10 protein-coding genes and 1 tRNA gene are annotated in these 14,198 nt (G+C 72.9%); 10 read left to right on the forward strand and 1 reads right to left on the reverse strand.

Annotation, left to right across the window (positions count from 1 at the left end):
• The first annotated feature begins 16 nt into the window (after positions 1 to 16).
• The 4 genes from ACGFSC_RS22770 (at position 17) to ACGFSC_RS22785 (ending at position 5,729) form a co-directional block, all read left to right on the forward strand.
• Positions 17 to 1,741 carry a DUF885 domain-containing protein gene (locus ACGFSC_RS22770; protein WP_359899993.1) on the forward strand — a complete coding sequence of 575 codons (1,725 nt, stop codon included), beginning with the start codon at positions 17 to 19 and terminating at the stop codon, positions 1,739 to 1,741.
• A 222-nt stretch (positions 1,742 to 1,963) separates the two neighbouring features.
• Positions 1,964 to 3,604: an MFS transporter gene (locus ACGFSC_RS22775; RefSeq protein ID WP_359899991.1), complete on the forward strand. Its 1,641-nt coding sequence runs from the start codon at positions 1,964 to 1,966 to the stop codon at positions 3,602 to 3,604.
• 81 nt (positions 3,605 to 3,685) lie between these two features.
• On the forward strand, positions 3,686 to 4,621 hold the full coding sequence (locus ACGFSC_RS22780; protein WP_359899989.1) for a carbohydrate kinase family protein: 936 nt from the start codon (positions 3,686 to 3,688) through the stop codon (positions 4,619 to 4,621).
• A gap of 130 nt (positions 4,622 to 4,751) precedes the next feature.
• Positions 4,752 to 5,729 (forward strand): trypsin-like peptidase domain-containing protein, encoded by a 978-nt coding sequence (locus ACGFSC_RS22785; protein ID WP_359899987.1) that lies wholly within the window; start codon positions 4,752 to 4,754, stop codon positions 5,727 to 5,729.
• 129 nt (positions 5,730 to 5,858) lie between these two features.
• Here ACGFSC_RS22785 and ACGFSC_RS22790 read toward each other — a convergent pair.
• A tRNA-Arg gene (locus tag ACGFSC_RS22790) sits at positions 5,859 to 5,930 on the reverse strand.
• A 179-nt stretch (positions 5,931 to 6,109) separates the two neighbouring features.
• Between ACGFSC_RS22790 and ACGFSC_RS22795 the strand changes: the two genes are divergently transcribed.
• From ACGFSC_RS22795 to thrB, 6 genes are all read left to right on the forward strand, one after another.
• Positions 6,110 to 6,601, forward strand: coding sequence for a response regulator (locus ACGFSC_RS22795; RefSeq protein ID WP_359900026.1), 492 nt, complete (start codon positions 6,110 to 6,112; stop codon positions 6,599 to 6,601).
• 83 nt (positions 6,602 to 6,684) lie between these two features.
• The gene (argS, locus tag ACGFSC_RS22800; RefSeq protein ID WP_359899985.1) at positions 6,685 to 8,346 is read left to right on the forward strand and encodes an arginine--tRNA ligase; all 1,662 of its coding nucleotides are present in this window, start codon (positions 6,685 to 6,687) and stop codon (positions 8,344 to 8,346) included.
• A gap of 89 nt (positions 8,347 to 8,435) precedes the next feature.
• Positions 8,436 to 9,827 carry a diaminopimelate decarboxylase gene (gene lysA / locus ACGFSC_RS22805; protein WP_359899983.1) on the forward strand — a complete coding sequence of 464 codons (1,392 nt, stop codon included), beginning with the start codon at positions 8,436 to 8,438 and terminating at the stop codon, positions 9,825 to 9,827.
• Positions 9,828 to 9,965: 138 nt separating this feature from the next.
• Positions 9,966 to 11,258, forward strand: coding sequence for a homoserine dehydrogenase (locus ACGFSC_RS22810; protein ID WP_359899981.1), 1,293 nt, complete (start codon positions 9,966 to 9,968; stop codon positions 11,256 to 11,258).
• A 10-nt stretch (positions 11,259 to 11,268) separates the two neighbouring features.
• Positions 11,269 to 12,369 (forward strand): threonine synthase, encoded by a 1,101-nt coding sequence (gene thrC, locus ACGFSC_RS22815; protein WP_049655889.1) that lies wholly within the window; start codon positions 11,269 to 11,271, stop codon positions 12,367 to 12,369.
• A 364-nt stretch (positions 12,370 to 12,733) separates the two neighbouring features.
• Complete coding sequence (gene thrB, locus ACGFSC_RS22820) at positions 12,734 to 13,672, forward strand: homoserine kinase (RefSeq protein ID WP_359899979.1); 939 nt, start codon at positions 12,734 to 12,736, stop codon at positions 13,670 to 13,672.
• Positions 13,673 to 14,198: the final 526 nt, after the last annotated feature.

The following is a 14,198-nucleotide window of genomic DNA, read 5'->3' on the forward strand; positions in this document are numbered from 1 at the left end:
ACGAAATGATGTCGGAATGCGTGAAGAACTGATCACCGCCGACGGCGCCACCCCTCGCCGCATCGCCGACGACCACGTCCGCGAACTGGCCGAGCTCGACCCGCTGACCGCGGTGTACCTCGGCCTCAACCTCGATGACGACCGGCTGCCCGACCTCTCCCCGGCCGGCCCCGAGGCCCTGGCCGACCTCGCCCGCCGCACCCTGGCGAAGCTCGACGAGGCCGAGCGGGCCGGCGCGGCCGAGGACGAGGCCGAGCGCCGCTGCGCCCGGCTGCTGCGCGAGCGGCTGTCCGCCGAACTCGCCGTCCACGAGGCCGGGGAGAGCTTCCGCTCGCTGCGCAACCTGGGCTCCCCGGTGCACGACCTGCGGGAGTCCTTCACCCTGATGGGGACCGACACCGAGGCCGAGTGGCAGGTGGTCGGCCGCCGCATGGCGAGGATCCCGGTGGCGTTCGAGCAGTACCGGCGGACGCTGGCCGAGGGCGTCGAGCGCGGCCTGCTGTCCGGCCCGCGCCAGGTGACCACGGTGCTCGGGCAGTTCGCCGAGTGGCTGGGCGAGGACACGCCGGCCGACGAGCGGGTGCCCGGTGCCTGGTTCGGCCAGTTCGTCCAGGGGGCGCCGGAGGCCCTGCGGCCCGAGCTGTCGAAGCACGCGGTGGCCGCCGCCGAGGCGCTGGCCGAGCTGCGCGACTGGCTGCGCGACGTGTACGGTCCGGCCGCGGCCGGCGCTCCGGACACCGCGGGCCGGGAGCGCTACGTCCGCTGGGTGCGCTACTGGACCGGTGCCGACCTGGACCTGGACGAGGCCTACGCCTGGGCGTGGAGCGAGTTCCACGACCTGCTGGCGCAGATGGAGGTCGAGGCCGAGAAGGTCCTGCCGGGCGCGGGCCCGCTGGCGGCGATGCAGTGGCTGGAGACCGACGGCCCGGCCATCGAGGGCGCCGAGACCACCCGGGAGTACCTCCAGGGCCTGATGGACCAGGCCGTCCGGGACCTCCAGGGCACCCACTTCGACCTGGCCGAGCCGGTCACCCGGGTCGAGTCGAGGATCGCCCCGGCCGGCAGCGCCGCCGCGCCGTACTACACCGCGCCCTCGCTGGACTTCAGCCGCCCCGGGCGGACCTGGCTGCCGCTGGTCGGCCGGGACCGCTTCCCGGTCTGGGACCTGGTCTCCACCTGGTACCACGAGGGCGTGCCGGGCCACCACCTCCAGCTCGCGCAGTGGAACTACGTCGCCGACCGGCTCTCCACCTACCAGGTGAGCCTCGGCGGGGTGAGCGCCAACCTGGAGGGCTGGGCGCTGTACGCCGAGCGCCTGATGGACGAGCTCGGCTACCTCACCGACCCGGGCCACCGCCTGGGCTACCTCAACGCGCAGATGATGCGCGCGCTGCGGGTCATCGTCGACATCGGCATGCACGTGGGCCTGGACTTCCCGGCGGACTCCCCGTACAAGCCGGGCGAGCCGGTCGCCCCGGAGGACGCCCGGGAGTTCTTCGGCCTGTACTGCGGCCTGTCCGCCGAGTTCCTGGACAGCGAGCTGGTCCGCTACCTGGGCCTGCCCGGCCAGGCGATCGGCTACAAGCTCGGCGAGCGCGCCTGGCTGCGCGGACGGGCGGCGGCGAAGGCGGCGCGCGAGGCGCGCGGCGAGGAGTTCGACCTCAAGGCCTGGCACATGGCGGCGCTCTCGCAGGGCTCGCTGGGCCTGGACGACCTGGTCGAGGAGCTCTCGGCGCTCTGACGGCCGTGCGCCGTCGGGCGCGCGTCGGGCACGGCGCGGCGCCGGCGGTGGCCGAGGGGCCGGGAACCAGGCCCCCGGGACTCGGTCCGGAGTCCCGGGGGCCTGGTTCTTTTGTCCCCCGAGTCCGATTTGGTGAGGTTTTTCCTTGCCATTCGTCCGGAGCGGAGTTTGGCTGGAAGGCGACTGCGTGACCTCTCCGCCCCACTCCGGAAGGCTCGATCAGTGACTGCGCAAACCGTCACCGGTCATGAGGACGCGGACCGCCGCCGCTGGTGGGCGCTGGCCGTCATCGCCACCGCCCAGCTCATGATCGTGCTCGACATCACCATCGTGAACATCGCACTGCCGTCCGCCCAGCGGGACCTGGGCATCTCGGACGCCGACCGGCAGTGGGTGATCACCGCCTACACGCTCGCCTTCGGCGGTCTGCTGCTGCTCGGCGGCCGGCTGGGCGACCTCTTCGGCCGCAAGCGCGTCTTCACCGTCGGCCTGCTGGGCTTCGCCCTCGCCTCCGCCCTCGGCGGCGCGGCGGTCGGGCCGGCCATGCTCTTCGGCGCCCGTGCCCTCCAGGGGGCGTTCGGCGCCCTGCTCGCGCCCTCCGCGCTGGGGCTGCTCTCCACCACCTTCTCCGATCCGCGGGAACGCAGTACGGCCTTCGGCATCTTCGGTGCGATCGCCGGCGGCGGCTCCGCGATCGGCTTCATCGCCGGCGGGCTGCTGACCGAGTACCTGAACTGGCGCTGGTGCCTGTTCGTCAACGTGCCGATCGCCGTCGTCACCGCCTTCGCGGCGTTCAACGTGCTGAAGCGCGACCACGTCGGGAAGGGCCGCCGGATGCCGCTGGACCTGCCCGGGGCACTGCTCGGCTGCGGCGGCCTGCTGGCGATCGTCTACGGCACCTCCGAGGCCGTGAGCCGGGGCTGGGGCGACGGCCTGGTGATCGGCTCGCTGGTCCTGGGCGTGGCGCTGCTCGCGGCCTTCGTGCTGGTCGAACGGCGCACCGCGCACCCGCTGCTGCCGCTGCACATCGTCGCCGACCGCAACCGCGGTGGCGGCGCGCTCTCGGTGGGCCTGGCGATGGTCGGCATGTTCGGCCTGTTCCTGTTCCTGACCTACTACCTGCAGGCCATCAAGCACTTCTCGCCGATCATGTCCGGCCTGTCCTTCCTGCCCATGACGGCCGCCATCGTGCTGAGTTCGACGGGCGTCGCGGCCCGGTTGATGACCAGGGTGCCGTCCCGGAACCTGATCGGCCCGGGGCTGCTGCTCGCCGCGGCCGGGATGGCCTGGCTGACCCAGATGCGGGTGGACAGCGCGTGGGCCGGCATGGTGCTGCCCGCCGAGCTGCTCCTCGGCTTCGGCATGGGCCTGGTGTTCATGCCGGCGATGAGCCTGGCCACCCTCGGGGTCGCCCCGAACGAGACCGGCGCGGCCTCGGCCACCATCAACTCGGCCCAGCAGGTGGGCGGCTCGGTCGGCACGGCGCTGCTGAACACGATCGCGGCGAGTGCCACCGCGAGCTTCCTGGCCACCCGGATCGCCTCCGACCCGGCGGTGCGGGCCGAGGGCGCGGTGCACGGCTACGTGGTCGCGACCTGGGTGGCGATGGGCGTCCTGCTGGCGGCCGCGCTGGTCGCGGTGCTGATGATCAACCACCGGCCGGCGCCCGGTGAGGCCACCGCCGTCGAGGGCGGCGCCTCCGGGGCGGAGGCGCCGGCTGCGGCCGTACCGGCCGGGGACGGTCGTCCGACGGGCCTGCGGGCGGCGGCCGCGGCCGATGTCAGGGCCAACGTCCGCCCCGCGGGCGAGGGGCGGGCGGAGGCCGGGGCGGAGACCGGAGCGGAGCGGCCGTCGATCGATTGAAATTTGCAGCAAGGTCTTGCAGTCAACCTCCGGCGCCTGCTTGACTCCTGGCCACCGTCCAGGGATCAAGGAGGCGCCGCCGTGCTGTCCGAGAACGTGCCGCCCGGAGCCGCGCAGCCCGAGTTCGACCTGCTCGTCGTCGGCGGCGCCGGCGTGGACACCATCGTCCGGGTCGAGCGGCTGGAGATCCCGCCCGGCGACTCGCAGCTCGTCGAACCGGTGCGGGACTACGTCGGCCACACCGGCAACGGCGTCGCCCTCGGCGCCCACCACCTCGGCCTGCGCACCGCGTTCATCGACTTCCTCGGCGACGACGCCCAGGGCGACCTGATCCGCGCCCACTACGCGCGCCACGGCCTGCACTTCGCGCACCTGGTGAGCCCGCACGGCACCCCGCGCGGGGTCAACCTGGTGGACGCGGCCGGCCGCCGGTTCTCCTTCTTCGACGCCCGCCACCCCGCCGACCTGCGGCTGCCGCGCGACCTCTACCTGCCGTACGCCGAGCGCAGCCGGCACGTCCACCTGTCCATCACCGGCGTCAACCGGGACATGTACGGCGACCTCCACCGCCTCGGCCGCACCACCTCCACCGACCTGCACGACTGGGACGGCGTCGACCCGTACCGCCGTGCGTACGCGCTCGGCTCCGACCTGGTCTTCCTCTCCGCGGCCGGCTGCCCCGGCCGGCACGAGGAGGTGATGCGCGCGATCCTCGCCGAGGGGCGCGCGCGGGTGGTCGTCGCCACCGCCGGTGCCGGGGGCTGCCACCTGCTCACCCGGGACGACCCCGCGCCCCGCCACCTGCCGGCCGTCGACCCGGGCCGCCCGGTGGTGGACAGCAACGGCGCCGGGGACGCCTTCGTGTCGGGCTTCCTGTACGCCTGGTTCCAGGGCCGTTCGCCGCTGGACTGCGCCCGGGCCGGTACGGTGGCCGGGGCCTTCGCCTGCACCGCCGCCGGGACGCACACCGCCTTCGTCGGAGCCGCCGAACTGGATGCGGTGCTCGCCGGCCCGTGACGCCGGGGGGTGCGGCCGGGTGGCGGGTTTCTCATCGAGCTCCAAGGAGCCGGTCACGCCCCTACCAGGCTGAGGCGGCATAGTCGTTGACCGAACGCCGCCCCCGATCGCCCCGGCAGGAGAAACAGGCATGGGCAAGCACAGCCGCCAGAGGTCGCGCCGCCGCAGACTCCTGGCCCCGTCCCTGTTCACCGTGCTGTCCGCGGTGGCGGTCGCCGCCCTGCTGAGCGGGACGCACGGGCTGGACCTGTCGGACGCGACGGCCGCCGGGAAGGCGGCCCGCAGCACCCGTGCCGCCACCGTGCCCGCCCCGGCCACCGATCCGGCGGCGGCCACCCAGGTCGCGGCCCCCGCGTCCTCCACGCCCGCGCCCGCGACCCCGACCGCCGCCCCGCCGCCGGTCGACCCCTCCACCGCGGCCGCCACCTCCGCCGCTCCCGCCGCCTCCGACGTCGCCCTCGGCACCACCGGCCCGGCCCCGGCCGGCGACCGTGAAGCCGGGACCGTCGGCGCGCTGTTCGGCGGCGCGTTGGCGGCCGGCAACCACTTCTGCACCGCCAGCGTGCTGCACAGCGCCACCGCCAACCTGCTGCTGACCGCCGCGCACTGCCTCAGCAGCACCGACGGCGTCACCTTCGCCCCCGGCTACCGCGACGGCTCCGCCCCGTACGGCACCTGGCAGGTGACCGCGATCCACACCACCGCCGGCTGGGCCCAGAAGGGCGACGTGGACGAGGACTTCGCGATCCTGGAGACGGCCCCCAGCAACGGCCGCAACGTCGAGGACGTGGTCGGCGGCAACCGGCTGGGCGCCGACGAGCCGTTCGACGCCACCGTCCGGCTCTACGGCTACCCCGCCGACTCCGAGACGCCCCTGCTGTGCACCAACGCCACCGGGCAGCAGAGCGCCTACCAGCGGGTGGTGCACTGCCCGGCCTACCCGTCCGGCACCAGCGGCGGCCCCTGGATCAACACCGCCACCGGTGACGTGATCGGCGCGATCGGCGGCTACCAGCAGGGCGGCGACACCGACGACGTCTCCTACAGCGCCTACTTCGACCACACCATCGCGGACCTGTACGCCCGGGCGGAGGCGGCCGCCTCCTGAGCCCGTCGGGCCCGGTTCCGCGCCGGGCCCGGTCCGGTCCGGTCCGGCCCGGAACACGACAAAGGCCCAGATCGTGGATCAACTCCACTGATCTGGGCCCTGGTTACACTCTCGCAATCACTGCGTGAGTGCCCCCGGTAGGATTCGAACCTACGCACCCGCCTCCGGAGGGCGGTGCTCTATCCCCTGAGCTACGGGGGCCTGTTGGCCTGTCGGTCGCTCGCGCTTCCGACGTGGAGAACACTACCAGGCTTCGGACGCGGCCCGTGCACGGGTTTCCCCGAAGATCGTCGCGGCGGCCCCGGCGGGCGGGGGAGCGGAAGTGCCCAAAGGCCGGACGGGGCGGCGGGGCCGCCGATACCCTCGGTGAGGTGTCGGGAGTGTCCGGGCGGGTCCTCGTGGTGGACGACAGCGAGGTGATCCGCCAGCTGATCAGGGTCAACCTGGAGCTCGAAGGCTTCGAGGTGGTGACCGCCGCCGACGGCGCCGAGTGCCTGGAGGTCATCCGCCGGGTGCAGCCGGACGTGGTGACGCTGGACGTGGTGATGCCGCGGCTGGACGGCCTGCGGACGGCGGCCCGGCTGCGCGCCACCCCGGACACCAGCCGGCTGCCGATCGCGATCGTGAGCGCCTGCACCCCGGCGGACCTCGACCTGGGGGAGACGGTCGGGGTGGACGGCTACCTCGGCAAGCCCTTCGATCCGGCCGACCTGGTGGCCCTGGTGCGACGCCTGATGCGGCTCACCGGGCACCCCGGCGGGCCGCTCGGCGAGCAGGGCGGCGCAGAGGACGGCGAGCAGGCCGGCGACAGGGCCGGTGAAGCCGCCGCCGCAGTTCGCCCTGAGCGAACAGAGCGCACCGAGCGCGGCTGAGACCCCGTAACGACGGCACTCCGGCGTCTCAACCGGTAAACCGAGTGGCGGGCGGGCACCCCGTCTCGCCTACGCTTGGCGTCGTGACCCCCGCAGACCTTTCCCAGGCAATCCAGGCCGCAGTGAGCTCCGCCGTCGAGGCGGGCGAGCTGGCCGTCGCCGTGCCCGAGCACGTGACGGTCGACCGGCCCAAGAACCGGGACCACGGCGACTACGCGACGAACGTGGCCCTCCAGCTCGCCAAGGCGGCCGGCAAGCCGCCGCGAGCCATTGCCGAGCTGCTGGTCGAGCGACTGCGAGGGATCACCGGCGTCGCCAAGGTCGACATCGCCGGTCCGGGCTTCCTGAACATCACCCTGGACACCGCCACCGCCGGTGCGCTGGCGCGCACCATCGTCGAGGCGGGCGAGGCCTACGGCCGCAACGACGCCCTCGGCGGCCTGAAGATCAACCTGGAGTTCGTCTCCGCCAACCCGACCGGCCCGATCCACATCGGCGGCGTCCGCTGGGCCGCCGTCGGCGACTCGCTGGCGCGCGTGCTGCGGGCCTCCGGCGCCGACGTCACCACCGAGTACTACCTCAACGACGCCGGTGTGCAGATCACCAAGTTCGCCGCCTCGCTGCAGGCCGCCGCGAACGGCCGCGAGGTGCCCGAGGGCGGGTACGTCGGCGAGTACATCGTCGACATCGCCAAGGCGCTCACCGACGCGGTCCCGGGCGTGCTCGACCTGCCCGAGGACGAGCAGCTGCAGGTCTTCCGCACCGAGGGCCTCAAGCTCATGGTGTCCGAGATCCAGCGCTCGATGGACGAGTTCGGCACCCACTTCGACGTGTGGTTCTCGGAGAAGACGCTGCACGACTCCGGCGCGGTCGAGAAGGCCATCGACCGGCTGCGCGAGCAGGGCCACGTCTTCGAGCAGGACGGCGCGGTCTTCCTGCGCACCACCGACTTCGGTGACGACAAGGACCGCGTCCTGATCAAGGCCGACGGCGACAAGACCTACTTCGCCGCCGACGCCGCGTACTACCTGTCCAAGCGGGACCGCGGCGCCGAGGTCGCGCTCTACATGCTGGGCGCCGACCACCACGGGTACGTCAACCGCCTCAAGGCCATCTCGGCCTGCGCGGGCGACGACATGAACCGCAACATCGAGGTGAAGATCGGCCAGTTCGTGAAGATGCTTCGCGACGGCGAAGAGGTCCGCATGTCCAAGCGGGCCGGCAACATCATCACGATCGACGACGTGGTCGAGTGGATCGGCGTGGACGCCGCCCGCTACACCCTGGCGCGCTCCTCCACGGACTCGACGATCACGCTGGACATCAACCTGCTGACCAGCCAGACCAACGAGAACCCGGTCTTCTACGTCCAGTACGCGCACACCCGGATGTGCGGCGTGGCGCGCAAGGCCGCCGAGCTGGGCGTGGACAAGGGCACGGTCGAGCAGTTCAAGCCCGAGCTGCTCGCCACCGAGTGGGAGTCCGACGTGCTCGGCCACCTCGCGGAGTTCCCGCGGGTGCTGGCCACGGCCGGCGAGCTGCGCGAGCCGCACCGGGTCGCCGTGTACCTGGAGAAGCTCGCGGGCAAATACCACCGCCTGTACGAGAACTGCATGTTCCTGCCCAAGGGCGACGAGGAGCTCAACGACACGCACCGCGCCCGCCTCTGGCTGGTCGAGGCGACGCGCACCGTGCTCGCCAACGGCCTCACGCTCCTGGGCGTGACGGCGCCCGAGCGGATGTAGGCACCACCCCCAAGCGCACAGCGGGGGCGGCTGACGGTCAACGGGGACCGTCGCCGCCCCTCGCCATAGGTCTCGAAGGATCTACGAAGATGAGCCGCTCCGCACACCCGGCAGGCCCCCGCCACGGCGACGTCCTGCCCGAGGGGCACTACCAGGCCCCGCCCGCCGACCTGAACGCGCTCGACCCCAAGGTCTGGTCGCGCACCGTCGCCCGCGACGCCGAGGGCGTGGCCACCGTCGGCGGCGTCGACGTCAAGCGGCTGGCGGCCGAGTTCGGCACCCCCGCCTACGTGCTGGACGAGGAGGACTTCCGCTCCCGGGCGCGCGCCTGGCGGGACGCCTTCGGCACCGAGGCGGACGTCTACTACGCCGGCAAGGCGTTCCTCTCCAAGGCCGTCGTGCGCTGGCTGCACGAGGAGGGCCTCAACCTCGACGTGTGCAGCGCGGGCGAGCTGGCGGTCGCGCTGGCCGCCGGGATGCCGCCGCGGCGGATCGCGCTGCACGGCAACAACAAGTCGGCGGACGAGCTCGAACACGCGGTGAGGACCGGCGTCGGGCACATCGTGGTCGACTCCTACGACGAGATCGAGCGCCTGGCCGCGATCGCCGCCCGCCGGGGCGTGCGCCAGCAGGTGCTGATCCGGATCACCGTCGGCGTCGAGGCGCACACCCACGAGTTCATCGCCACCGCGCACGAGGACCAGAAGTTCGGCCTGTCCCTCACCGGGGGCGCGGCCGCCGAGGCGGTGCGCCGGGTGCTCGGCCACGACAGCCTGGAGCTGCGCGGCATCCACTCGCACATCGGCTCGCAGATCTTCGACATGGCCGGCTTCGAGGTGGCCGCCCGCCGGGTGGTCGGCCTGCTGGCCGGGATCCGCGACGAGCACGGCGTCGAGCTGCCCGAGATCGACCTCGGCGGCGGCCTCGGCATCGCGTACACCAGCGAGGACGACCCGCGCGAGCCGGCCGAGATCGCGGCCGCGCTGGCCGACATCGTCCGCCGCGAGTGCGCCGCCGCGAACCTGGACACCCCCCGGCTGAGCGTGGAGCCGGGCCGGGCGATCGTGGGCCCGACGGCGTTCACGCTGTACGAGGTCGGCACCGTCAAGCCGCTGGAGGGCCTGCGCACCTACGTCAGCGTGGACGGCGGGATGTCCGACAACATCCGCACCGCGCTGTACGACGCCGAGTATTCGGTGGCCCTGGTGTCGCGCACCAGCGACGCCGAGCCGATGCTGGTGCGGGTGGTCGGCAAGCACTGCGAGTCCGGCGACATCGTCGTCCGGGACGCCTTCCTGCCGGCCGACCTGGCCGCCGGCGACCTGATCGCGGTGCCCGCCACCGGCGCCTACTGCCGTTCGATGGCGAGCAATTACAACCACGCCCTCAAGCCCCCCGTGCTCGCCGTCAAGGACGGTGCGGCGCGGGTGATCGTCCGGCGCGAGACGGAGGAGGATCTCCTGCGTCTGGATATCGGATGACGAAATCCTTGTCTCAGATCATGGAACGACCGTAGATCCGTACGGAAAGTCCCGGAGACTGGTACGGACCGAAGTTCCCGGCGGTCCAGGAAAACCCGCCGGAAATTACCGAAGCTGATGAATGCAGAGCGGAGTCGGATGATGCGTACGCGCCCGCTGAAGGTGGCGTTGCTGGGTTGTGGTGTGGTGGGCTCCGAGGTGGCGCGCATCATGACGACGACGGCCGACGACCTCGCCGCTCGCATCGGTGCTCCGGTCGAGCTGGCCGGGATCGCGGTCCGCCGCGCCGGGCGGACCCGCCCGGGCGTCCCCGAGCACCTGATCACCACCGACGCCGAGGCCCTGGTCAACCGGGGCGACATCGACGTGGTGGTCGAGGTGGTGGGCGGCATCGAGCCGTCCAAATCGCTGATCCTGTCCGCCTTCGGGCAGGGCGCCTCGGTGGTCAGCGCCAACAAGGCGCTGCTCGCCAAGGACGGCACCGAGCTGCACGCCGCGGCCGCCGGGGCCGGGGTGGACCTGTACTACGAGGCCGCGGTGGCGGGCGCGATCCCGCTGCTGCGTCCGCTGCGCGAGTCCCTCGCGGGCGACAAGGTCAACCGGGTGCTGGGCATCGTCAACGGCACCACCAACTTCATCCTCGACAAGATGGACACCACCGGCGCCGGTTACTCGGAGGCACTGGAGGAGGCCACCGCGCTGGGCTACGCCGAGGCGGACCCGACGGCCGACGTCGAGGGCTTCGACGCCGCCGCCAAGGCCGCGATCCTGGCCGGCATCGCCTTCCACACCAAGGTCACCGCGGCGGACGTCTACCGCGAGGGCATCACCGAGGTGACCGCGGCCGACATCGCCTCCGCCAAGGAGATGGGCTGCGTGGTCAAGCTGCTCGCGATCTGCGAGCGGGCCGCGGACGGCGAGTCCGTCACCGCGCGCGTCCACCCGGCGATGATCCCGCTGTCGCACCCGCTGGCCTCCGTCCGCGAGGCGTACAACGCGGTGTTCGTCGAGGCCGAGGCGGCCGGCCGGCTGATGTTCTACGGCCCGGGCGCGGGCGGTTCGCCGACCGCGTCCGCGGTGCTCGGCGACCTGGTCGCGGTCTGCCGCAACAAGCTGGCCGGCGCCACCGGTCCCGGTGACTCGGTGTACACCCGGCTGCCGGCCAAGCCGATGGACGAGGTCGTCACCCGCTACCACGTCAGCCTGGACGTGGACGACCGCGCGGGCGTGCTCGCGCAGGTCGCGTCCGTCTTCGCCGAGCACGGCGTCTCCATCGACACCGTGCGCCAGCAGGGCCGCGACGGCGACGCCTCGCTCGTCGTGGTCACCCACCGTGCCACCGACGCCGCGCTGTCGGCGACGGTCGACAAGCTCCGCGCGCTGGACAGCGTGCGGGACGTGGCCAGCATCATGAGGGTCGAAGGGGAATAAGGAACCAGCCATGAACGCCGTTGCCGAGAACGTCGTCCGAGGCGCGCACACCCACCAGTGGCGCGGCCTGATCGAGGAGTACCGGGACCGCCTGCCGGTCACCGCGGCCACCCCGGTGGTCACCCTGCTGGAGGGCGGCACGCCCCTGGTCCCCGCCCAGGTGCTCTCCGAGCGCACGGGCTGCGAGGTCTACCTCAAGGTCGAGGGCGCCAACCCGACCGGTTCCTTCAAGGACCGCGGGATGACGATGGCCATCTCCAAGGCCAAGGAGGAGGGCGCGCAGGCGGTCATCTGCGCGTCCACCGGCAACACCTCGGCCTCCGCCGCCGCGTACGCGGTGCGGGCCGGGATGGTCTCCGCGGTGCTCGTCCCGCAGGGCAAGATCGCCCTCGGGAAGATGGGCCAGGCGCTGGTGCACGGCGCCAGGATCCTGCAGGTCGACGGGAACTTCGACGACTGTCTCACCCTCGCGCGCGAACTGTCCGAGAAGTACCCGGTGGCGCTGGTCAACTCGGTCAACCCGGTGCGGATCGAGGGCCAGAAGACCGCGGCCTTCGAGATCGTCGACATGCTCGGCGACGCCCCGGACATCCACGTCCTGCCGGTCGGCAACGCGGGCAACATCACCGCGTACTGGAAGGGCTACCGCGAGTACGCCGCGGACGGCCTCGCCACCCGCACCCCGCGGATGTGGGGCTTCCAGGCCTCCGGCTCGGCCCCGATCGTGGACGGCGCGCCGGTGCTCAAGCCGCAGACCATCGCCACCGCGATCCGGATCGGCAACCCGGCCTCCTGGGACTTCGCGCTCGCCGCGCGGGACGAGTCCGGCGGCCTCATCGACAAGGTGACGGACCGTCAGATCCTGTCCGCCTACCGGCTGTTGGCCTCGCAGGAGGGCGTCTTCGTGGAGCCGGCCTCGGCCGCCTCGGTGGCCGGTCTGCTGGCCAAGGCGGAGGCTGGCCTGGTCGACCCGGGCCAGCGGATCGTCTGCACCGTGACCGGCAACGGCCTGAAGGACCCGGACTGGGCGGTGGCCGGCGCGCCGCAGCCGCAGATCGTCCCGATCGACCCGGAGGCGGCCGCCCGCAGCCTCGGACTGCTCGACCGGTAACGGGCGCCGGCACGTCGACGGGCCGACCCTTTCGGGGGTCGGCCCGTCGGAGTTCCCGACTGACACTTTTGTGTCAATTGGGCTGCGCATTGCGATCCGTTTCCACCCCTCCCTTTGACGGAGGGGGGTGTGCATTCCGGCCAGAACCGGCAACACACCAGATCGAAGGCCCACGGGGTGTACCGCTGGGGAACCTCTCTTCGATACTCTGGCCTCGGCCGTGTGGCACATGCCCCGGGCCCGGCGGGTCCGGGCCGCGCCGACCGTCGCGACCGCCCGCCCCCCGAGGGGCCGCGGTCCGTTCCCCGCCCTCGCACCGACGACGCGCTCCGCGCCGCCCGATTTCCCCAGGAGAGTCCACCGCATGGCCGGTCCTGCGTTCCGTGCCGCCGCCGTCCGGGTCAGGGTTCCCGCGACCAGCGCCAACCTCGGCCCGGGCTTCGACGCCTTCGGGCTCGCGCTGGGTCTGTACGACGACGTCGTCGTCCGGGTCGCCGACTCCGGCCTCTCCGTCGACATCGCCGGTGAGGGCTCCGACACGTTGCCGCGCGACGAGCGCCACCTGCTGGTCCGCTCGATGCGCGCCGCCTTCGACCGGCTCGGCGGCCAGCCGCGGGGCCTCGAAGTGGTCTGCGCCAACCGGATACCGCACGGCCGCGGCCTCGGCTCCTCCTCGGCCGCCATCTGCGCCGGCATCGTGGCCGCCCGCGCGGTGACCATCGGCGGCCCGTCCGCGCTGGACGACGACGCGCTGCTGGCCCTCGCCTCCGAGCTGGAGGGCCACCCGGACAACGTCGCGGCCTGCCTGCGCGGCAACTTCACCATCGCCTGGACCGACGAGGAGTCGGCCAAGGCGGTCGCGCTGGAGCCGTCCGAGCAGGTCGTCCCGGTGGTGTTCGTGCCGGCCGGCGAAGTGCTCACCGAGACCGCGCGCGGACTGCTGCCGAGGACCGTCCCGCTGGCCGACGCGGCCGTCAACGCCGGCCGCTCCGCACTGCTGGTGGAGGCGCTGACCAGGCGCCCCGAGCTGCTCCTCGCCGCCACCGAGGACCGGCTGCACCAGGACTACCGCGCCTCCGCGATGCCGGACAGCGCCGCCCTGGTCGGCGCGCTGCGCGCCGAGGGCGTCCCCGCGGTCATCTCCGGGGCCGGCCCGACCGTCCTGGCGCTGACCGACGAGGCGGGCGCCGACAAGGTGCTCTCCTTCGCCGGGCACCACGGCCACGGCGGCGACCCGGCGTTCGCCGCGCACCGGCTGGACGTCGACCGCACCGGGGCCGTCGTGCTCCCGCTGGACGTCTGAGCAGCCCGAACGGGCCGCTCGGGACCCGGCGCCGGCACCCTGCCGAGCCGGGTCCGGCGGACACGATTGGCAAGCGCAAGGCTGGGGAATGTCTGAGGGGGTCGGTAGTGTTAACCTCATTGCTGCACCAGGTGCCCTCCGGGGCTAGGTGCGCCGCGTCCCGATCCCAGCACTCCACGGCAGTGGAGTCCCGGCGATGCACGGGGCGACGATTCTCCGGGAGCCCACCGCAGCGCGTACGCAGCCTGCCTGCGCGACACGCGGCCGCATCCCGAAGCCGTGACGGCACCTGACTCCCACCCGCGGCCTCCCACCTTGAGGCCAGGACGGGCGGAGCGCGGGCCACCGTCACGCGACGGGGGCCCGGGATTCGCAGGGAGCGTGGGGGTTACGCCCTCAGGGGAGGTCGACACACGACCGGCCCACGCGCCACTCAGCACCACCGTGCTTCAAGCACCGCACCTCGTACGTAGCTCTCCCTCGACGGGCTCCCGCCATTCGAGGGATCACCGCCTCGGACCGACGC

It is taken from the genome of Kitasatospora sp. NPDC048715 (assembly GCF_043198905.1).
In the GTDB taxonomy this organism is placed as follows: Bacteria; Actinomycetota; Actinomycetes; order Streptomycetales; family Streptomycetaceae; genus Kitasatospora; species Kitasatospora lactacystinica.

Coding starts and splice junctions, on each gene's coding strand:
- ACGFSC_RS22770 (WP_359899993.1), top strand. CDS start 17: ATGCGTGAAGAACTGATCACCGCCGACGGCGCCACCCCTCGCCGCATC.
- ACGFSC_RS22785 (WP_359899987.1), top strand. CDS start 4,752: ATGGGCAAGCACAGCCGCCAGAGGTCGCGCCGCCGCAGACTCCTGGCC.
- lysA (WP_359899983.1), top strand. CDS start 8,436: ATGAGCCGCTCCGCACACCCGGCAGGCCCCCGCCACGGCGACGTCCTG.
- ACGFSC_RS22810 (WP_359899981.1), top strand. CDS start 9,966: ATGATGCGTACGCGCCCGCTGAAGGTGGCGTTGCTGGGTTGTGGTGTG.
- thrC (WP_049655889.1), top strand. CDS start 11,269: ATGAACGCCGTTGCCGAGAACGTCGTCCGAGGCGCGCACACCCACCAG.
- thrB (WP_359899979.1), top strand. CDS start 12,734: ATGGCCGGTCCTGCGTTCCGTGCCGCCGCCGTCCGGGTCAGGGTTCCC.